This window comes from Rhodoferax sp. ZS1R8 (assembly GCF_056521325.1).
The window spans coordinates 127,957-147,161 of sequence record NZ_JBWMBA010000006.1 but is presented as its reverse complement, the minus strand read 5'-3'; the positions used below and the strand labels follow the sequence as shown (position 1 = coordinate 147,161).

The 19,205-nt window shown below is 61.8% G+C and carries 17 protein-coding genes; 9 read left to right on the top strand and 8 right to left on the bottom strand.

All coding sequences use genetic code 11. The features are described 5' to 3' along the window. Positions 1-87: 87 nt before the first annotated feature. The gene (locus tag AC097P_RS20215) at positions 88-528 is read right to left on the bottom strand and encodes a hypothetical protein (RefSeq protein ID WP_479612235.1); all 441 of its coding nucleotides are present in this window, start codon (positions 526-528) and stop codon (positions 88-90) included. Between the two features lie 204 nt (positions 529-732). Between AC097P_RS20215 and AC097P_RS20210 the strand changes: the two genes are divergently transcribed. Next, complete coding sequence (locus tag AC097P_RS20210; protein WP_479612234.1) at positions 733-933, top strand: CsbD family protein; 201 nt, start codon at positions 733-735, stop codon at positions 931-933. Positions 934-945: 12 nt separating this feature from the next. Here the strand turns inward: AC097P_RS20210 and AC097P_RS20205 are convergent, their stop codons facing one another. Beyond that, on the bottom strand, positions 946-1,869 hold the full coding sequence (locus AC097P_RS20205) for a LysR family transcriptional regulator (RefSeq protein ID WP_479612233.1): 924 nt from the start codon (positions 1,867-1,869) through the stop codon (positions 946-948). Between the two features lie 124 nt (positions 1,870-1,993). Here AC097P_RS20205 and AC097P_RS20200 point away from each other — a divergent pair, with 124 nt between their 5' ends. Beyond that, the gene (locus AC097P_RS20200) at positions 1,994-3,973 is read left to right on the top strand and encodes an alkyl/aryl-sulfatase (protein WP_479612232.1); all 1,980 of its coding nucleotides are present in this window, start codon (positions 1,994-1,996) and stop codon (positions 3,971-3,973) included. Positions 3,974-4,043: 70 nt separating this feature from the next. Here the strand turns inward: AC097P_RS20200 and AC097P_RS20195 are convergent, their stop codons facing one another. Together AC097P_RS20195 and AC097P_RS20190 are read right to left on the bottom strand one after the other, a co-directional pair. Beyond that, positions 4,044-4,529 (bottom strand): acyl-CoA thioesterase, encoded by a 486-nt coding sequence (locus tag AC097P_RS20195; RefSeq protein WP_479612231.1) that lies wholly within the window; start codon positions 4,527-4,529, stop codon positions 4,044-4,046. Positions 4,530-4,561: 32 nt separating this feature from the next. Further along, a complete protein-coding gene (locus AC097P_RS20190; RefSeq protein WP_479612230.1) occupies positions 4,562-4,711 on the bottom strand; it encodes a hypothetical protein in 150 nt (49 codons plus the stop codon). Positions 4,712-4,749: 38 nt separating this feature from the next. On the opposite strand from AC097P_RS20190, the gene AC097P_RS20185 reads away from it, so the two are divergent. Then, positions 4,750-5,691, top strand: a complete 942-nt coding sequence (locus AC097P_RS20185; RefSeq protein ID WP_479612229.1) for a hypothetical protein — start codon at positions 4,750-4,752, stop codon at positions 5,689-5,691. A 51-nt stretch (positions 5,692-5,742) separates the two neighbouring features. Here AC097P_RS20185 and AC097P_RS20180 read toward each other — a convergent pair whose 3' ends face one another. Continuing rightward, the gene (locus AC097P_RS20180) at positions 5,743-7,032 is read right to left on the bottom strand and encodes a hypothetical protein (RefSeq protein WP_479612228.1); all 1,290 of its coding nucleotides are present in this window, start codon (positions 7,030-7,032) and stop codon (positions 5,743-5,745) included. Positions 7,033-7,247: 215 nt separating this feature from the next. Between AC097P_RS20180 and AC097P_RS20175 the strand changes: the two genes are divergently transcribed. Next, complete coding sequence (locus AC097P_RS20175; protein ID WP_479612227.1) at positions 7,248-9,251, top strand: O-linked N-acetylglucosamine transferase, SPINDLY family protein; 2,004 nt, start codon at positions 7,248-7,250, stop codon at positions 9,249-9,251. Here the strand turns inward: AC097P_RS20175 and AC097P_RS20170 are convergent. Together AC097P_RS20170 and AC097P_RS20165 are read right to left on the bottom strand one after the other, a co-directional pair. Beyond that, positions 9,238-10,068 (bottom strand): ABC transporter ATP-binding protein, encoded by an 831-nt coding sequence (locus AC097P_RS20170; protein ID WP_479612226.1) that lies wholly within the window; start codon positions 10,066-10,068, stop codon positions 9,238-9,240. The two genes, AC097P_RS20175 and AC097P_RS20170, sit on opposite strands and share 14 nt — an antisense overlap. Before the next feature lie 26 nt (positions 10,069-10,094). Then, positions 10,095-11,099 (bottom strand): LysR family transcriptional regulator, encoded by a 1,005-nt coding sequence (locus AC097P_RS20165; RefSeq protein ID WP_479612225.1) that lies wholly within the window; start codon positions 11,097-11,099, stop codon positions 10,095-10,097. 130 nt (positions 11,100-11,229) lie between these two features. Here AC097P_RS20165 and lysA point away from each other — a divergent pair, with 130 nt between their 5' ends. Next, complete coding sequence (lysA, locus tag AC097P_RS20160; RefSeq protein WP_479612224.1) at positions 11,230-12,483, top strand: diaminopimelate decarboxylase; 1,254 nt, start codon at positions 11,230-11,232, stop codon at positions 12,481-12,483. A gap of 325 nt (positions 12,484-12,808) precedes the next feature. Beyond that, entirely contained in the window at positions 12,809-14,782 is a 1,974-nt protein-coding gene (locus tag AC097P_RS20155) for an NHL repeat-containing protein (protein WP_479612223.1), read from the top strand. 140 nt (positions 14,783-14,922) lie between these two features. On the opposite strand, the gene rarD is transcribed toward AC097P_RS20155, so the two are convergent. Beyond that, positions 14,923-15,819: an EamA family transporter RarD gene (gene rarD / locus AC097P_RS20150; RefSeq protein WP_479612222.1), complete on the bottom strand. Its 897-nt coding sequence runs from the start codon at positions 15,817-15,819 to the stop codon at positions 14,923-14,925. A gap of 127 nt (positions 15,820-15,946) precedes the next feature. On the opposite strand from rarD, the gene argB reads away from it, so the two are divergent. From argB to AC097P_RS20135, 3 genes are all read left to right on the top strand, one after another. Continuing rightward, the gene (gene argB / locus AC097P_RS20145; protein ID WP_479612221.1) at positions 15,947-16,837 is read left to right on the top strand and encodes an acetylglutamate kinase; all 891 of its coding nucleotides are present in this window, start codon (positions 15,947-15,949) and stop codon (positions 16,835-16,837) included. A gap of 72 nt (positions 16,838-16,909) precedes the next feature. Then, the gene (locus tag AC097P_RS20140) at positions 16,910-17,644 is read left to right on the top strand and encodes a response regulator (RefSeq protein ID WP_479612220.1); all 735 of its coding nucleotides are present in this window, start codon (positions 16,910-16,912) and stop codon (positions 17,642-17,644) included. Positions 17,645-17,684: 40 nt separating this feature from the next. Next, the gene (locus tag AC097P_RS20135; RefSeq protein ID WP_479612328.1) at positions 17,685-19,136 is read left to right on the top strand and encodes an ATP-binding protein; all 1,452 of its coding nucleotides are present in this window, start codon (positions 17,685-17,687) and stop codon (positions 19,134-19,136) included. Positions 19,137-19,205 lie beyond the last annotated feature (69 nt).

Below are 19,205 nucleotides of genomic sequence, written 5' to 3'. Positions count from 1 at the left end.
AGACCCTCACCAGTGCCACCCAACGTGACGGTGGTATTGCGTGGCGGCCACATGGTTTTGTGGCCGCGGTGAAAACCTGGGAAAGCGCTAGCGGACGGGCGTAGGCGTTTCCTTGATCGGCGCATTCGGTGCAGTGCTATCGATCAAGTCCCGTATAAGGAAGCGACCGTAATGCTGCGCTGAGACCGCGTTGCATTGCGTTGCTACTTCAGTGATGCCATCAATTTGCTCGTCGTTGGGTGCCGGTACGACCAGAAAGCTACACCCTTGTTCGGCAAGCTCGAGATGGGTGTCCAGCAACTCCATTTCATAACCAAACGCTGCCATCCGGCTTGACGCTTGGCGCTCTGACCGGGCCAGCGCGGCCATCTCCTGTGGGCTGTAGATAACCATGCCGTCGGGTGAGAAAGCTCTCTTCTCCAGAGCAGTCTTGGCAGCCTCCAGGTCTTCTGTAGACCGCAACACGATGACCGTGTGGCCGGTGGGTTTGAAGATGCCAAAGGTTTCTGGTGGGTTGGATTTGTCCATGTACTACTCCGAAAAAATCGCGTTGAATTCAGTCGGTCAACCGTACCGCACACCAAGCCGTCGGTCAGTGCGTTAACGAACCAAAAAAATTTGCAGAGTTTGTGCGCGGGCGCACGGATGAGTTATCGGTCTATCCGTACCATTTACCCGTAAGTCTTGGAAAAGACTCACATGTACTTTAATCGTCTGAAAGGAAATATCACCATGAACAAGGATCAAGTTGAGGGCACCGCCAAGAACATTGCTGGACAAGTCCAGGAAGAGGCCGGCAAATTGGTGGGTAGCACTGATCAGCAATTGAAAGGCTTGGAAAAGCAAATCACTGGCAAAGCCCAAAAGCATGCAGGTGATGCCAAGGAGCTGGTTAAGGACGCCAAGGATTGGGTCAAGGACTCCGTGCGCTAACTGCTGAGCACCTCACCCTGGCCTCACGGTCTGGCCCGCTGTAACCCCCAGCTGGGCCAGAAAATCAACCGCGTACTGCGCTATGGGTGAGTAGCTTCGGCCGTTCAACGACACGATGCCCATGTCGGAAAATTGGGTAGGCAGGTCGGGCGTTTTCAAACGCACTAATCGGCCTTGGGCTACTTCCTGCAATGCGCCCGCATCCGCGCAGGCCAGCACCGTATCAGTGGCCATCGCCACCGTCTTCAGCAGATTCAAATCATCACACTCCAGCGCCAGCGGCAGGCGCACGCCTTCGGGCAATCCCATCAAAGACGCCAGCAAGAACAGAATCTTGTCGGGCACGCGCACGCTGGCTAGGCCATAGTGCAGCAGCGCTTTGCCGGGAGCAGAAGGGGTTTCGAGCAATGGGTGCCCCGCACGAACGTAGAATCTCGCAGTCAACTGGCCGATACGCGTGATCTCAAATTCTGACGTGGCCGGGATATTGCGCAGATCCGCCACATAGAAATCCAGCTCCTCGGCACGCAGGTGTTCTGCAAGATAGTTTGCGTTGTTGACCTCCACCCGCACATTCACAGCGGGAAAGCGCGTGCGCATGTCGGTCAGCAACACCGGTAGCAGTGTTGCTGCCGGAAAGGGCCCGACGCCCAGCGCGATGTCGCCGATCTGGCGCTCGCGGTACAGGCTCACATCGCGTTCAAGGCAGTGGCTGTCGAACACCAGCTTGCGTGCTCGCTCCACGACAAACGCGCCAGCGTCAGTGCAGCGTACGTCCACCGTCCCACGGTCAAACAGCTGTAGCCCCAACTCGTCTTCAGCCGCCTGAATGCTGCGGCTGAACGCTGGCTGGCTCAAATGGCACTGCAGCGCGGCGCGGCCAAAATTACGGGCGTCGGCGAGCGCCACCACGTGCTTGAGTCTGCGGATGTCCATCGTGGGTTACCTGGTTTTTCCATGCAGTGAATGCATTGAAATCTAAGTTTGAATGCATTGGACGGATTTTAGATCGGGTTTCACAATTGCCGTTTTGATTGCACCCCGCAGAGGACACCCCAGCATGAAAAGCAGGCCAGTGACGCTACGCGCACTTGCAGTTACGACAGCGATACTGGTGGTGACCAGCGGCTGCAGCAAAACCAGCGGTATAGGCGGTGCGGCAGGCGACGCCAGCCCCGATACCTTAAAAGCCAACGCCCAGTTTGCCCAGACCCTGAAACTGGATGACGCTCAGGATTTCGAGGACGCCAAGCGCGGCTTCATCGCCAAGCCCACCGGCAAGATCACGCTGGCGGATGGCACGGTTTTGAAGGACTTTGGGGCCTATAGCTTTCTGGACGGCAAGGCACCGGACACCGTCAACCCCAGCCTGTGGCGTCATGCGCAGCTCAATGCCCACATCGGCCTGTTCAAGGTGACAGACGGGGTCTACCAATTGCGGGGCTTCGACATCGCGAACATGACGCTGGTCGAAGGCAAGACCGGCTGGATCGTTGTCGACCCGCTGACGGCGCGCGAAACATCCAGCGCTGCGCTGGCTTTTGCGCGCCAGCACCTGGGCAACAAACCGGTGTCGGCCATCATCATCACCCATGCCCACGCCGACCATTTCGGCGGCGTGCTGGGCATCACCACCCCACAGGACGTGGCGGATCGCAAGCTGCCCATCGTTGCGTCGGCGGGCTTCATGGAAGAGGCCACCAGCGAAAATATTTTGGTGGGGACCGGCATGGCGCGCCGCTCGCTGTACCAGTTTGGGCGCGATCTGCCGCGCTCAGCCAAGGGCAATGTGGACACGGGCCTCGGCAAAGATGTGGCCTACGGCAACATAGGCATTCTGCCGCCCAACCGCCTGATTGAGCATCCCACGCAGGTGCTGCAGCTCGATGGCGTGGATTTTATGTTTCACAACGTGCCGGGCGCCGAGTGCCCGGCCGAGCTGACCTTCAGCATTCCCAGCAAAAAACTGTACGACGGGGCCGAGAACCTCGCCCAGACCATGCACAACCTGCTGCCAGTGCGCGGCGCCAAGGTGCGTGACGCATTGCGCTGGTCGAACTACATGGACCAGGCGCTGGAGCAGACCCAGGACGCCGACATCTACATCGGCTCGCACAACTGGCCCATTTGGGGCAAGGCCAACATCCAGAAAATGATCACCATGCATCGCGACGTCTACAAATACACGCACGACCAGACGGTGCGCCTGATCAATGCCGGCCACACGCCGCGCGAGATTGCCGACATGGTCAAGCTGCCTGCATCGCTGTCCGGATTCTTTGGCGCGCGCGGCTACTACGGTGACTTGCGCCACAACGTCAAGGCCGTATACCAGTTCTACCTGGGTGCCTATGACGGCAACCCGGCTAACCTAAATCCGCTGCCGCCGCAGGAGTCCGCCAAACGCTACCTGGCGTTGCTGGGCGGTGTCGACAAAACCGTGGCGGCCGCCCAGGATGCCTTTGACAAGGGGGACTACCGGTGGGCCGCCGAGCTGCTGAACCACGCAGTGTTTGGCGAGCCGTCGAACAGGGCCGCCAAGGAGTTGCTGGCCAGGACCTATGACCAGATGGGCTATATGGCCGAGGCCTCGACGTGGCGCAACTCCTACCTGACAGCGGCCCAGGAACTGCGCAACGGCCCACCGGCCAAGGGCGCGTCGAAGGCCATGCTGGTGGACATGCTGCTGCAAACTCCCGTCGAGCGCTTTCTGGAAGCCATGGCAGCTGGGCTCAATGGCCCGGACGCCGACGGCAAGAACCTCAAGGTCAACCTGGTGCTGACCGACTTGAAGGAAACCTATGTGCTGTGGATCGAGAACGCGGTGCTGCACTTCAAACGCGGCGAGGCAGCGCCGGACGCCAACGCCACGCTGGCGTTGACCAAAGACATTTTCGTCAAGATGCTTGCAGGGACGGCAGGCGTCAAAGACACGCTGCTCAGCGACGATTTGAAAGTGACCGGCAGCACGGTCGATTTGGTGCGCTTTTTTGGCCTGATCGACAAGGCCCCCGGCAACTTTGCGATCGTTACCCGCTAGGGCTCAGCCGCCGCGGCGGGCCGCCTCCCCTTGGGGGCAGGGAGCTACATGCAGTGGGCGACCGTGGGGGCTAACTCATCGTCTTGATGGCCTGCAAGCGGGTGTCCAGTTCCTGGCGCAGCTCCTTGCGTAGCAGCGCCTGCTCGTAGCGGCGTTTCTCGCGGGCGCTCTGGGGCTGCAGCACCGGCACGGCGACCGGGCGGCGGTCATCGTCCACGGCCACCATCGTGAAGAAGCAGCTGTTGACATGGCGCTTCTGCTGGCTGCGGATGTTTTCCGCGATCACCTTGATGCCGATCTCCATCGACGATTTTCCGGTGTAGTTGACGCAGGCCATAAAGGTCACGAGTTCACCAACATGCACCGGCTGGCGGAACATGACCTGGTCCACACTGACGGTTACCACATAGCGGGCGGCGTAGCGGCTGGCACAGGCATAGGCTACCTGGTCTAGAAATTTCAGCAGCGTGCCGCCATGCACATTGCCGGCAAAGTTGGCCATGTCGGGCGTCATCAGCACAGTCATGCTGAGTTCGTGGTTGGGGGTGAGCGCCATGCGGTGGTTCCGGGGTAAGGGGTCCTATATTGTCACCGCCGGACCTCCTTGTCGGCACTGACGATGGCCACATCGGCAAAATCCAGGCCGGTGTGCTTGGCGTGAATTACCAGAATAGCCAGCCGGAATTCCGACTTTCCGAGTACATAAAGTGGTGCCAGAATCTGCGTGTGGGGTGGCACACTGACACTCTCAACAGAGCATGGCAAGATCAACGGGAATGGCTACCAACAACATGCACGCACACTTCACCATGCCCCGCAACCCGATTCGGGCAGCGTCCTCACTGCTGCTTGCGGTGCTTCTGGCGTCTTTGGGGTTGCCCGTGTTGGCAGCGCCTGAGGCGACAGCTGGCGGCAACGCTGCCAGCCTGCTGGCCAAGCATGCCGAGTTGCAGCCCCAGTTGCAGGCCAAGGTCTTGGGTGAGCCCGTGCACTTGGTGTCCCAAGATTCGGGTAAGCGTCTGCATGCGGATGTGTATGCCGAAGTGCCTGTGTCATTCGCGCAAGCGAGTAGCCTGCTCAGCGCACCGGAAAACATCTGCGGCGTCATGTTTCTGCATCTGAACATACGGGCGTGTCAGCCCAGTCAAGGCACCGCTGGAGCGGGCTTGGTGTTGACGGCCGGACCCAAACAGGGGGTGACGGGTGGTTCGGTTTATACGATGAACTACAGCATGCGCGTCGAGGCCAGCACCGCGGACTATCTGCGTGTAGCGCTGACGGCCGCAACCGGCCCGCTGTCCACAGCGGACTACCGCATTGTTTTTGAAGTCACGCCGCTGGAGAGTCAGCGCAGCTTCCTGCATTTCGGCTACGGCTACAGCTACGGCACCATGGCCAAGATGGCGCTGGGTATCTACCTGTCCACCGCCGGCCGCAACAAGATTGGTTTCACCGTGGTCGATACCACCAAGGATGGCAAGCCCCAGTTCGTACAGGGCGAGCGGGGCTCAATAGAGCGCAATGTGATCCGCAATTACCTCGCGTTGTTAGCCTATACCAGCGTTCCCGGTGCCGTGGGGCAACCGCAGACGGATGCACGGTTGCGCAGCTGGTTCGCGCTATCAGAGCGGCATTCTCCGCAGTTGCACGAGTTGACACTGGACGAATACCTGGCGCAAAAGCACGAAGATTTGGCGCACCCACCGGGTACCCGTTAGGATTTGCAGCGGAAGCGCCCGCACATCTGCGCTGCGTGGCGCGATTTGGGTCTATGGGGTGACTAACCCATCCATGCGCACCACCTCAAAACTAGCACCCTTGACGCTGCCCAGTTCGGATACCAGCTTGTCATTGTTCCAGCGCGGGTCGGGCGCACCGCTGACATACCAGTTGGAACCGTTGTCAGCCACGAACATGCCGTAGGTCTTCATGCTTTGCAGGATGGCCTTGCTTTCGGTGCTGAAGTTAGCCGGTATCACATAGCTGGCCTTCAGTCGCACGCGCATGCCCATGGGCGGCACATTGGCGCTGGTGTTGCTGGACGCCCAATGCGTAGCCGGCGGCACATAGGCTTTGCGCGTGGTGCTGACGGTAAAGCGCAGCGCATGGCGGATGACACCGGTCGAGGCCTCGTCATAGCGGGCAAGGCCCGGGAAGATGGGCAGACCTGCGGCATCGGCGCTGGTCCAGCCCGGGCGACCACCAGGGCGCACCGTGTTGGAATCGGTGTTGAACACCGCACCGCCGCTGGCCCGCCACGCGCCGCCGGCTTGGGGATAGGAGTTGCCGGTTTCATACAAACGGTTGGCATCGCGGTCAATGGCCAGTACGTGGCGGTCGCCGCCAAAGGCGCTGCCATTGGCCTGCTGGCCTTCGATCGGTGCATCCGCTGGTATCGGGTAGGGGCCGGGGTCGCTCTCGTCGCCATAGTCGGTAAAGGTGACAGGCACCTTGGCCTGTGCGGATGACACGACTACATACGGAATGCCGATCGGCGCACCCTCGTACAGGCCCGAGCCGAAGTCTGGATGCAGACCGCGCGTCAGGCCTATGCTGGCGATCAACGCGTCCGAATTCGGGTCTACCGCCGCACCGGACACGTCGGTGTTCCACGCGTTGTTGGCCGGGAACGGAATCGCCCCGTTCAGGCTCGCACCCGCGCCCAGGCTGGCGCCCTTCAGGTTGGCATACACCGCCGTGTTGCCACCCGTTCCGGGTGTGTTGTTGCCCACGCTCAGCAGGGTGTACGCGTTGATCTGGACGCGCACATTGTTGTAAGTCGTGCCCTGGAAGCTGACCGCCCCCAGCGTCAGCAGATTGGTGCCGGCGTCGAAACTGTCCGTGCCCGGCGTCCCACCGTCCACACCCAGCAGGATGTAGGAGCTGACAGTCGCCTGGACCTGGCTGTAGGTAATGCCACCCATGGAGACGGCGTCCAGAGATAGCAGTTTGCTGTTGGCGTCGAATGTGTCAATGGCATGCGCTTGCAAAACGGCGCCCAGTGCCACCACTGCCGCCGCAGTGGCGCGGTAACCCAACTTCTTGCTGCTGTACTTCATGGTGATCTCCTAAGCTGGGGCCTATCTTCGCCCTCAGGTGTCGAATTTTGCCTTTGGGCCGCGTCCATTTTTGTAACCGTTGGTGTCGTGTGGTGACCCCGGTTGTCTGGCCAATTGCACGGATAATTCAGCCCTCTCATCCCTGCAGGAGCCTTGTCCGTGCCCCTTTTTCACCCATTCCAAGTTGCAACCGATGCTGGCGCATGGAGAATTGAATGGCAGTGAAGCCATCCAAGGCCGACGCGGCCAAGCTGCTTGGGGAGGCCCTGCGCTACCGGCAGTCGGGCAATCTGAAGGCCGCAAAAGCCGTCTACTCGGACATCCTGCGCAAAGACGCGGACAACGCGGAGGTGCTGCACCTGTTGGGTTGCCTCTCTGAAGAAATGGGGAGCGCTGATCAGGCCATCAAGCTGGTGCTCAAGGCCATCAAAGCCGATCCCACGGTGCCAGCCTATTGCTACAACCTGGGGAACATGTTGTTGCGACAAGGGAATCTGGCCGAGTCCATCCGCTACTACCGCGAGGCGATTCGGCTCAAGCCCGACTACGCCGTGGCCCATAACAACCTGGGGCGCGCGTGGAGTCAGTCCGGTAACAGAGAGGCCGCTAAGGCCAGCTTCCAATGCGCCATAGACCTCGCCCCACGCTATGCGGATCCACTCAATAGCCTGAGCCTGGAACTCAAGGCCGAAGGCGACCTGGACGGTGCGGTAGCGGCCTGCAAGGCAGCGATCGCAATCAAGCCGGATTTTGCAGAGGCCCATTGCAATCTGGGTGGTGCCTACCTCCTGATGCAAAAGGTGGTGGAGGCCGAAGACGCGTACCGTATGGCGGTCAAGCTCCAGCCGTCGCGGGCGATGTACCACGCCAACCTGGGCGGAGCCCTGCTGCGCCTGGGCCGCCAAAGCGATGCAGTCATGGCATTGGACCAGGCATTGCGGTTGGATCCCAAGGAAGCGTTGACCCGTAGCAGCCGTATCCTGGCTGGCAGCTATGTGACGGCGAGCGCGCGCGAACTGTGGCAGCAGGTCGAAGTCTGGGGCCATCTGCACGGTCTTCCCCTACAAGGCAAAGACCTGCGGCATACCAATCTTGTGGACCCCGAGCGGCGGTTGCGGGTGGGGTTGGTGTCTGCGGATTTTCGCAACCATGCCGCGGCATATTGGATTGAGCCGTTATTGGCCGGTTTGCACCAAGGTGACTGCCACCTGGTTTGCTACAGCAACAGCCATCGGGTGGACGGCGTCACCGAACGCCTCAAACATTTTGCTGACGAGTGGGTCGTGTGCGCGGCTATGGGTGATGCCGCTTTGGCGGAGCGCATTGCGGCAGATGGCATCGATATTTTGGTGGACCTTTCGAGCCACACCGAGGGCCATCGGCTGTTGGTGTTTGCGCGCCAACCTGCGCCTGTGCAGGTCAGCTGGTTTGGATTTCCGGTGTCTACCGGCTTGCAAGCCATGCAATACCGCTTTACCGATGCGGTCATGGACCCACCGGGCCACAGCGAAGCCTTTCACAGCGAACAGCTGATCCGGTTCAAACGCTTTTACGCAGCTTACCGCCCGGACCCGGTGTGCGGCGAGGTCGGTGCGGAGCCGGTTGCGCGCAATGGTTTCGTAACATTCGCCTCGTTCAACACTTTGGCCAAGATAACCCCAGCGATGCTGGAGGTGTGGGCCACCATCCTCACCCGCGTTCTCACCGCACGCCTGTTGCTGCAGGCCGCGGGCCTGGAGAACCCTGAGCTGGCCAACACCGTCAGCCGTGCGTTCAGCGACTTGGGTATTGCGCCGCACAGGCTGACGCTGCGCGGGTGGACCACTATTGAAGATTACATGCGCTTGGGCCATGAGGCCGATATCGCGCTTGACCCGTTTCCGTTCAACGGCGGCGTCACCACCTGCCACGCGCTATGGATGGGTTTACCTGTCATCACCCTCAGGGGGGAGACGGCAGCCAGCCGGGTCGGTGCCAGCATACTGACCGGCATGGGGCTCGCCGAGTGGGCCGCAAGTGATGCGCAGGCATATGTTGGCAAAGCTGTCGCGCTGGCCAATGACCCCCAACTGCTGGGTGCATTGCGCGCGTCGCTGCGTACGCGGATGGAAGATGCCGGTTTGCTGGATGGCCGTGGTCTTGCGGTCGAGGCGGAGCACGCCTTCCGATCCATGTGGCGCACCTGGTGTGCCAGCCGGCGCGGCCTCAACCAGGGATAGATGGCGCGCTAGCCAGCGCAAAGTCCTCGTCCACCGTCACCCCAGGAAAGTGAAATCGCACCGGCCCATCCGGCTTGGCGTTCACATACTGGTAGACCAAAGCATCTGTGCTGGTGCGGACTTCTTCCGCTGTGCCTTCGATGGCGACCTTGCCGTTGGCCAGCACGATGACGTGGTCGGCAAGTTCCAGCGTATGTTTGAGTTCGTGCGACACGAACACGCTGGTCAGGCCCATGGAGTCGTTGAGCTGGCGTATCAGCTTGGCTGCAGTCTTCAGCGAGATCGGGTCCAGGCCGGAAAAGGGCTCGTCGTACATCACCAGTTCGGGGTCCAGCGCGATGGCGCGGGCCAGCGCGATGCGCCGCGCCATGCCGCCTGAGACTTCGCTGGGAAATAGTTCGCGTGCGCCGCGCAGGCCCACGGCGTTGAGCTTCATCAGCACGATGTCGCGTATCAGCGCCTCGGGCAGGTCGGTGTGTTCGCGCAGCGGAAAGGCCACGTTCTCGAACACCGTGGAATCGGCAAACAGCGCGCCAAACTGGAACAGCACGCCCATGCGCCGGCGTGCGGCGTAGAGCTGCTGCTGGTCCATGCGGCCCACATCCTGGCCGTCGAACAGCATCTCGCCACTTTGGGCCTTGTGCTCGCCACCCATCAGCCGCAGCGCGGTGGTCTTGCCCGCACCCATGGGGCCGATCAGCGCGGTGACCTTGCCTTTGGGAATGCGCAGCGAGACGTTGTCCAGGACCTTGTGGTCTCCGTAGCTGAAGCTTAAGTTTCTGAATTCGACGAGGGAGGAGGGTGGGGTGATTGCCATGGGGAGTCCGTACCGGTGAGCGGGTGCTACGCAATGATAGCCCCGGTGGCGCTACGGGTGATGGCGTCCACCAGTGCATCCCGCAGCGGGTGCGGGGTAGCGACCTGGGGCAATAGCAGGCCCACGCTGAATGGGATGGCCATGGACAAAGGTTTTACAACCAGTTTCGGCCCGGCCATTGCCGCAGCGGTCAGCGGGTTGACGATGGCCACGCCCAGGCCCTGTTGCACCATGGCGCAGACGGCCACTGCGCTGGCAGTCTCCAGCCGCGTGGCGCGCTGCACGCCGGCCGCCGCAAACACCGCGTCTATGGCCCGGCGGTACGGGTCGCCTTCGGCCAAGCTGACAAAACGTTCACCTTCAAAGTCTTGCGGCTGCAGCACGGCGCGGCTGCACAGGCGGTGGCCGGCAGGCAGTACCGCCACCTCGTTCACCTGCAGCAGCGGGCGCAGTTCGACGCCGGTGGGGGCCTCGGTGGTTTCGCCGATCCCCAGGTCAAAGCGTTGCTCGCTCAGCGCCTGTTCCAGCCAGGGGGATTCCAGCGGCACGACGGTAACGCCGGCCTCGGGCAAAGCCTTGCTGAAATGTTGCAGGGCTTGGGGTACCAGCGCATGGGCCAGCGCGGGCAGGCAGGCCAGGCGTAGACGCCCGGTGCTGAGGGTGCGTAACTCTTGGGCGCGGGCTGCTATTTGTTCCAGGCCTATGAAGGAGCGTTCTACCTCTTGCATCAGCGCCAAGGCACGGGCCGTGGGGCGCAAGCGGCCGCGCACGCGGTCGAAGAGGGCGAAGCCCAAGACGTATTCCAGCCTTGCCAGCTCACGGCTCAGAGTGGGTTGGCTGGAGTTGGTGGCGTCTGCTGCGCGGCTCAGGTTGCTGTGCAGCATGATGGCGCGGAACAGGCTTAGTTGGCGGTGGGTTAACGGGGGGGCGTTATCGGTGCGCGCTCGGTGTCCGGGTGGCAGAGCGTTTTGCTCCGTGTCCCCCGCCCGCGTTGCGGGCTCCTCCTTTACCTGCGCAAAACGCTCTGCCACCCAGACCCCTGGAGGGCTTGTTATTTCTGGCTTGTTTGAGCGGGGCATGGCCTAACTATGTCCAATTTGAATAGTTTGCTAATAAAAATGGCATTGATTGAATCGGTTCGGGCTGGGATCATTGCATTCTATGAACCCCTTTACCCCCTCCACCCTCGCATCCCTGGTCCAGCAACACGGTACGCCGCTGTGGGTGTATGACGCCGCCACCATTGCGGCCCGCGTCCAGGCGCTGCGCCAGTTTGATGTGGTGCGTTTTGCGCAAAAGGCCAACTCCAATACCCACCTGCTGCGCCTGCTTAAAGCTGCGGGCGTGATGGTGGATGCGGTGTCGTTAGGCGAGGTCGAGCGCGCGCTGGCTGCTGGCTACACGCCCGGTCTGCACAACGGCCATGCCGAAATCGTTTTTACCGCCGACCTGCTGGACCGCACCACACTGCCGCGCCTGGTCGAGCTGGGTATTCCCGTCAATTGCGGCTCCATCGACATGCTGGACCAGCTGGGTGCGGTCAGCCCCGGCCACCCAGTGTGGTTGCGCATCAACCCCGGTTTTGGCCATGGCCACAGCAACAAGACCAATACTGGCGGCGAGCACAGCAAGCACGGCATTTGGCATGGCGAGCTGGTGGCTGCGCTGGCCAAGGTGCGTAGCAACGGGTTGGCGCTGCAGGGGTTGCACATGCACATTGGCTCGGGTGTGGACTACGGCCATTTGCAAGAGGTGTGCGGCGCCATGGTGGGTCTGGTGCGCACGGTCAAGGCGCAGGGCATGGATTTGCATGCGGTGTCGGCGGGCGGCGGCTTGTCCATTCCCTACCGGGCGGATGAGGCGCCGATTGATACCGCGCACTACTTCTCCCTGTGGGATACCGCCCGCCAGCAGATTGCCAAAGACCTGGGCCACGCCGTGGCGCTGGAGCTGGAGCCGGGCCGCTACCTGGTGGCCGAATCCGGCGTGCTGGTGGCCGAGGTGCGCGCCACCAAGGCCCAGGGTAACCAGCATTTTGTGATGGTGGACGCGGGTTTCAGCGACCTGATGCGCCCGTCTATGTATGGCAGCTTCCACGGCATGGAGATCATCCGCGCCGATGGCACAGCCGCCACCAGCGCTGTGCAGCCCACGGTCGTGGCAGGGCCGCTGTGCGAATCGGGCGACGTGTTTACGCAGGGCGAGGGTGGTGTGGTGCTGCAGCGCGACCTGCCCGCGGCCCAGGTGGGTGATCTGCTGGTGATCCATGACACGGGTGCTTATGGCGCATCCATGTCCTCCAACTACAACACGCGACCGCTGATTCCTGAAGTGTTGGTGGAGGCCAATGGCCAGGCCCGGCTGATACGCCGCAAGCAAACCGTGGCGGAGCTGATTGCGTTGGAGGCGGTCTAACAGTTGCTATCGTAATAATAGCGGTAAGCTTATATCGAAGAGGGCTGCCGTCTGATTTTGTTAGTGCGACCCGTCGCTGTGGATGTTGACAGGGCGGGAGCGGTCCGGCACGTGGATTGCAGTACCATGCCGGTCGCATGCCGTTGGAAAGCTGGCCCCCGCAATCTGTGTGTGATGGGTCGGCTATTCGATGCGTTGTGTACAGTGTGAAAGACGCACCATGGCAGTGTTGGAGCTGTTCATTCGGTGTGCGGCCACTTGATAAGTGGAGACATGGTTCATTGGCGCACAGACGGCATGCCGCGCGTGGGAAACAGTCCCCGCAGTGCGCAAAGTCCTATCGCTTGCGCATGATCCAAAAACCTCAAAAAGAAAATTTATGAAAACAAAAAGGGAGTCTTTTTTTCTGGGCCGACCTAGCTTCTGGCAGTTGCCGCGAACTTCACTGGTATCCCTAGTCATTGGTATCTGCAGCATGGCGTTGGTCGCATGCGGGGGATCGGGTGGGGGAACTGTTGCCGCCGAGCCCAAGCCTGCAGATCCGCCGCCCGTGGTGCAAAAGCCTGCGGAGCTCAGCTTGGTGGCTGGCACCATTCAGACGACTAATGGCAGCGGCGCTCAGGCTCGCATCGTTGCGCCTGATGGCGTTGCTCTCGACTCACTGGGTAACACCTACATCACGCAGTCCCAACTGCACTCGGTCCGGAAAATCTCGCCGGCTGGCGTGGTGACCGTGTTTGCGGGTGACCCTGTAAATTCCGGTTACGTCGATGGCACGGGCACTGGCGCCCGATTTTCGAGCCCTGTCGGCATTGCCGTGGACGCGGCCGACAATGTTTACGTTGCTGACTCCGGCAATTACACCATCCGGAAAATAACGCCTGCTGGGCTGGTATCCACCCTTGCTGGTAGCCCTGGGCTGCCCGGTTCAGGAGACGGGAAAGGCGCCGCGGCGCAGTTTAGAAGTATCGGCAGCGTCGCGGCCGACCCGACCGGCAACATCTTTGTGTGGGATGGGAATGCACTGCGAAAGATTGCGGCCGACGGATCCGTCGCCACCCTGGCTCTGCCGCCGGGTACCATAGTTGACTCAGTTCTTCTGGCTGCAGACTCCGGTGGAAATTTGTTCATCAAGTCCACGTCTAATAAGCATGTATTGCACAAGCTCACACCAACAGGTGTTTTGACACAGGTCTATGAATTCCCCGCCGGCATCGGCCTGGGTGCCAACGGAATGGCAGTGGATGCTGCTGGTAATGTTTACTTGACCAATGGATATATCACGGCAGGTTTGCGCCAGGTAGCCTTCATCAAAAACACCATTTTGAAGTTGTCGTCCCAAGGCCTTTTGACAACGATCGCCGGTGTTGAGGGTGAAACCGGGTTCAATGATGGCCAGGGGTTGAGCGCCAGATTCAATCTGCCAATGGGGATTGCGGCAGACCGACAGGGCAATCTGGTGGTGGCTGACAGGAACAACAACACCCTGCGTGCCATCTCTAAGGACGGTGTTGTTTCAACGCTTGCCGGAACGGCCGATGGGATTAGCCGCTTGGCCGCGGACCAACGGGGCAATGTAGTGGTTGCCGATGACTATGCGGTACGCAGGCTCAGCCCTGGCGGAAGCTGGACAACCCTACTGACGCGGCAAGGGCAACCGCGCCTTGCCCTTGATAGCCGAGGATTTCTGTACGTGTACGACCCCGGCGCTAGCGAATTTAGTCGCAGTACTATGAAGCAATTCACGCTCGATGGAGTTGAGACGGGAAAGACCTATGCGACTGGATCGAGCCTGCTGGCAGTTGACGCCCAGGATAATTTGTATGGTGAATCGGATGGCAAATTAGTCAACCTGAGCAGCGGAAAAACAATGGCTGATCTGGGAGGCCCCTATGTCACGGCCGTCGCTTTCGATGCCGCCGGAAACGCCTATGCGGTGGACCGGTGGCGCTCCATCGTGTTGAAAGTCAGCACCAGCGGTGTAGTGTCCACGTTGGCCGGGATGGATTCCAAGCCAGGTTACAAAGATGGTCCCGGGGCCACGGCCCAGTTCAACCACCCTCACGGTATTGCTGTGGTGGGAACCGATGTCTATGTCGGAGATACCGACAACAACCTGATCAGAAAAATTACGCCAGATGGAACTGTGAAGACCATCGCCGGTACACCAGGTAGTGTCGATACCGTGATGGGCACAACGGGTAGTATTTTCCGCCCAACCTCCATGGCCACGGACAGTAGCAGTTCTATGTTGGTTGTCGCAGATGGAAAAGCAATCGTCCGCATTCGCCTGCAGTAGAAAAGGTGTCGCAAGCAGAGTGTGGCGGAGCTGATTGCGTTGAAATCCGTATAGGATGAAGATGAAAACCGCTATACAAGTGATAGCGGCTTACTCACGCTGCACGTGGGCTGCAGCCCGATTTGGCTTAAGGATTTCGGTCAGGCGACGTTACCGGCCGGTGCCAGCCGCGCCCGGCGGTTGTTGAACAGCCCCTCCAGGCTGTAGACGACCAGCGCGCCCCAGATCAGCGCAAAGCCGATCAACCGCGGCACTTGCAGCGGCTCCTTGAACACCAGTACGCTGAGCAGGAACAGGATGCTGGGCGACACGTATTGCAGGATCCCCAGTGTGGTCATCGGTATGCGGCGCGCGCCGGCCGCAAACAGCAGCAGCGGAATGGCGGTCAGCGGGCCACCGACGGCCAGCCAGGCCAGCGTCGTGCTCGGCCCCTGCAGCAGCACGCTGTCGCCGTGCCACACGCCATAGGCCAGGTAGGCGGCCGCTATCGGTGCCAGCACCAGGGTCTCCAGCGTCAGCCCCTCCAGCGCGCCCAGCACCGCCACCTTGCGCAGCAGGCCGTAGAAACCAAAGGTCAGCGCCAGCACCAGGGCCACCCAGGGCAGGCGCCCGGTTTGTACCGTCAGCCACACGATGCCCATCGCCGCCAAGCCCACTGCCATCCACTGGCCACGGCGGGGCCGCTCGCCGAGGAAGGCGTAGGCGAAGGTGACGTTGACCAGCGGCAAAATGAAATACCCCAGGCTGGCATCCAGCACATGCTGGTTTTGCACCGCCCACACATAGGTCAGCCAGTTGCTGGACAGCAGCAGCGCCGACAGCGCAAACGCACCCAGCACCTTGGGTTGACGCGCCACCGCACCCAGCCAGGCCCATCGCTTGCGCACCAGCAGGATCAGCATCACAAACAGCAGTGACCACACCGTGCGGTGCATTACCACCTCCAGCGCGGGCACATCGGCCACCTGCTTGAAGTACAGCGGAAACAGGCCCCAGATCATGTAGGCGGACAGGGCGTAGCCAATTCCAGGGTTCATGCGCACCATTGTCGTGCAGAGGGCTGACGGATGGCTGTCGACCCCCACCCGGCGTGCCCCGTGATGCGGCACAATCCGGTCACTTCCCGCAAACCCATAGAGCGCCATCGCTCCACCCGCACCCACCATGTCCGACACCGCCCACATTGCTCCCCGCGACAAAGCCGAAATCCTGGCCCAGGCCCTGCCTTACATCCGCAAGTACCACGGAAAAACCATGGTCATCAAATACGGCGGCAACGCCATGACCGACCCCGCGCTGCAGGCCGACTTTGCCGAAGACGTGGTGCTGCTCAAGTTGGTCGGGATCAACCCGGTTGTCGTGCACGGTGGCGGCCCGCAGATCGAGAACGCGCTCAAGCGCCTGGGCAAAAAGGGCGAATTCATCCAGGGCATGCGCGTCACCGACGCCGAAACCATGGAAGTGGTGGAGTGGGTGCTGGGCGGCGAGGTGCAGCAGGACATCGTGGGCCTGATCAACCAGGCCGGCGGCAAGGCCGTGGGCCTGACCGGGCGCGACGGCGGCATGATACGCGCGCAAAAGCTCAAGATGATGGACAACGCCGACCCCAGTGTCGAGCATGACGTGGGCCAGGTCGGCGACATCGTCAGCGTAGACCCCAGCGTCGTCAAGGCGCTGCAGGACGACGCCTTCATTCCCGTCATCAGCCCCATCGGTTTTGGTGAAAACAACGAGAGCTACAACATCAACGCCGACGTGGTGGCCGCCAAGCTGGCCACCGTGCTCAAGGCCGAAAAGCTGATGATGCTGACCAACATCAGTGGCGTGCTCGACAAGAATGGCGAGCTGCTGACCGACCTGACTGCGCGGCGCATCGACGAACTGTTTGCCGACGGCACCATCAGCGGCGGCATGCTGCCCAAGATTGCCGGTGCGCTGGACGCTGCCAAGAGCGGCGTCAACGCGGTGCACATCATCGACGGGCGCGTGCCCCACGTGCTGCTGCTGGAGATTCTGACGGACCAGGCTTTCGGAACCATGATCCGTTCCCATTGAAGGTTCGGTGGAAGTGCTACTGTTTTCATAGCTGCTTACGCGCATTCCGCGGGGGCTGGAGGTCAATTAGCCATGCGACTCTTGTTGGTGGAAGACGATGTGATGGTGGCCAGCGGCATCAAGCTGGGCCTGACCGGCGCGGGCTATGCAGTGGACTGGGTCGGCAGCGCCGAGCGCGCGCTGGAGGTCACCCGCGCCGAGACATTCGACCTGGCCGTTATCGACATCGGCCTGCCTGGCATGGACGGCCTGGTGTTGACGCAAACCTTGCGCAAGGCCGGCCATGCCATGCCTGTGCTGATACTGACGGCCCGCGACGCGTTGCAAGACCGCGTGCAGGGGCTGGACATGGGCGGCGACGACTACATGGTCAAACCCTTTGAGCTGCCCGAACTGCTGGCCCGGCTGCGCGCGCTGTTGCGCCGATCACAGGCCGCTACCTCGGCCACGCTGAGCTTTGGCCCGCTGGAGCTGGACACCGCGCTGCGCCAAGCCTGCATACGCACCGGCGGTGCCGATGGCCCTTGTCAGCCTATCGAGCTGGGCCCGCGCGAGTGGACGGTCATGGAGTACCTGATGCTGCAGGCCCCCAAGCCGGCGAACAAAGACAAGCTCTTGCAGGCCTTGACCGGCTGGGACAAGGAAATCACCCCCAACGCGGTCGAGGTCTACATCTCGCGCCTGCGTGGCAAGCTGGAGCCGCATGGCCTGGCGCTGCGCTCCATCCGCGGCTTTGGCTACCGGCTGGAGTTGCTCAACCCGCTGACGGACCCGACCGGTCCTGCGCCCACCGCGCCAGCCGCGTGAGCCCGCGCCCGTGAACCCATCCGCGCAGCAGCCCGCCGGCATGGCCTCCGGGTTGGAGCGGCGCCTGTTGCTGTTGCTGCTGGTGCCGCTGTTTTTATTGGCGGCGCTGAACGCGTGGTTTGATTTCCGCTCCGCCGACAGCGCGGCGCTGCAGCAGGACCGTCAGTTGCTGGCCATGGTGCCGATGATGGCCAGCTCGGTGGTGGCCAAAGGCGCGACCGATGACGCACCGCCGGTGCTGCTGATGGCCCCGCCGCTGGAAGATTTCCTGACGCAGCGGCCCGGTCAGTCTGCCTATGCCTTTGTCGCACGCGAAGGCAGTGTGCTGGTGGGCGACAGTTGGCTCAGCGGCATGCCGCCAGCCACCAACGAGCCTGAATTTTCCAGCCAGGAGTTCGATGGCGCGATCTACCGCATCGTCAGCCAGCGCATGCACACCGTGGCCGGCGACCTGGTGCTGCGTCTGGCCGACGGCTCCGACCCGCGCCAGCAATGGTTGCGCCTGTTGTGGCTCAAGGTGGCGCTGCCCAACCTGGTGCTGGTCGTGGCCGCGTTCTTTGGCGTCAATTGGGCGGTGCGCCGCGCGCTGCGACCGTTGATCGAGCTGAAGGAAGCGGTGGAGCACCGCTCGCCGCGCGACCTGTCGGCGCTGGACGCCCAGGGCTCGCCCGACGAGGTGCGCCCGCTGGTCCAGTCCTTGAACCGGCTGTTCGACCTGGTCAACGCCCAGGCTGAAAGCCAGCGCCGCTTTGTGGCGGATGCCGCCCACCAGCTGCGCACGCCGCTGGCTGGCCTGCAGGCCCAGGTGGAGGCCTGGGCGCAGGCCGTGGGCGCGACAGCGGCGCAGGCCCATCCCGAACATGTCTATATGGAGAATAGCCATCTAGCCCCCGCGGAGCTTGCCAACACTGCTATTACTTTGGAAGCAAGCCAGGTCTTCAAGCTGCGCCAAGCCGTGCGCCGTACATCGCAGCTGGCCAACCAGTTGCTGGCCCTGTCGCGCGCCGATGCGCGCAGCGCCAATACCCAGGCCATGCAGCGCGTGGATCTGCGCCAGTTGTGCGAAATGCTGCTCGAAACCCATCTGGACGCCGCCACCGCCAAGGAAATGGATCTGGGGCTGGAAGCGGTCGACGTACACGCCACCGGCCACGAGTGGCTGCTGCGCGAGCTCTTGGGCAACCTGCTGGACAACGCCATACGCTACACGCCCAAGGGCGGCAGCATCACGCTGCGCTGCGGCTGGGCCCAGGAGCCTGGCGTCGACACCCCTCAGCCCTTTCTGGAGGTGGAGGACAATGGCCCCGGCGTGCCGGTGGCCGAACGTGCACGCATGCTGGAGCGCTTCTATCGCCTGGCCGGCACAGTGGGCGAGGGCACGGGTCTGGGCCTGGCCATTGCCGAGGAAATTGCCAGGGTGCACAACAGCCATTTGCAGGTGCTGGATGGCCACGGGCGTGGGTTGCGTATGCGGCTATCTCTACCTGCGTAGTGATAGTCACCAAACGGGGCCTGGGTGCAACAGAGCGTGCCCATCCATAAATTGCGCGGTTTCTAGAAA

What these genes read in the sequence shown, in the direction of transcription:
- AC097P_RS20170 (WP_479612226.1), bottom strand. Translation starts at nt 10,068, where the DNA reads ATGGCAATCACCCCACCCTCCTCCCTCGTCGAATTCAGAAACTTAAGC.
- AC097P_RS20200 (WP_479612232.1), top strand. Translation starts at nt 1,994, where the DNA reads ATGAAAAGCAGGCCAGTGACGCTACGCGCACTTGCAGTTACGACAGCG.
- rarD (WP_479612222.1), bottom strand. Translation starts at nt 15,819, where the DNA reads ATGAACCCTGGAATTGGCTACGCCCTGTCCGCCTACATGATCTGGGGC.
- AC097P_RS20205 (WP_479612233.1), bottom strand. Translation starts at nt 1,869, where the DNA reads ATGGACATCCGCAGACTCAAGCACGTGGTGGCGCTCGCCGACGCCCGT.
- AC097P_RS20135 (WP_479612328.1), top strand. Translation starts at nt 17,685, where the DNA reads ATGGCCTCCGGGTTGGAGCGGCGCCTGTTGCTGTTGCTGCTGGTGCCG.
- AC097P_RS20195 (WP_479612231.1), bottom strand. Translation starts at nt 4,529, where the DNA reads ATGGCGCTCACCCCCAACCACGAACTCAGCATGACTGTGCTGATGACG.
- AC097P_RS20185 (WP_479612229.1), top strand. Translation starts at nt 4,750, where the DNA reads ATGGCTACCAACAACATGCACGCACACTTCACCATGCCCCGCAACCCG.
- AC097P_RS20210 (WP_479612234.1), top strand. Translation starts at nt 733, where the DNA reads ATGAACAAGGATCAAGTTGAGGGCACCGCCAAGAACATTGCTGGACAA.
- AC097P_RS20180 (WP_479612228.1), bottom strand. Translation starts at nt 7,032, where the DNA reads ATGAAGTACAGCAGCAAGAAGTTGGGTTACCGCGCCACTGCGGCGGCA.
- AC097P_RS20140 (WP_479612220.1), top strand. Translation starts at nt 16,910, where the DNA reads ATGCGACTCTTGTTGGTGGAAGACGATGTGATGGTGGCCAGCGGCATC.
- AC097P_RS20175 (WP_479612227.1), top strand. Translation starts at nt 7,248, where the DNA reads ATGGCAGTGAAGCCATCCAAGGCCGACGCGGCCAAGCTGCTTGGGGAG.
- AC097P_RS20215 (WP_479612235.1), bottom strand. Translation starts at nt 528, where the DNA reads ATGGACAAATCCAACCCACCAGAAACCTTTGGCATCTTCAAACCCACC.
- argB (WP_479612221.1), top strand. Translation starts at nt 15,947, where the DNA reads ATGTCCGACACCGCCCACATTGCTCCCCGCGACAAAGCCGAAATCCTG.
- lysA (WP_479612224.1), top strand. Translation starts at nt 11,230, where the DNA reads ATGAACCCCTTTACCCCCTCCACCCTCGCATCCCTGGTCCAGCAACAC.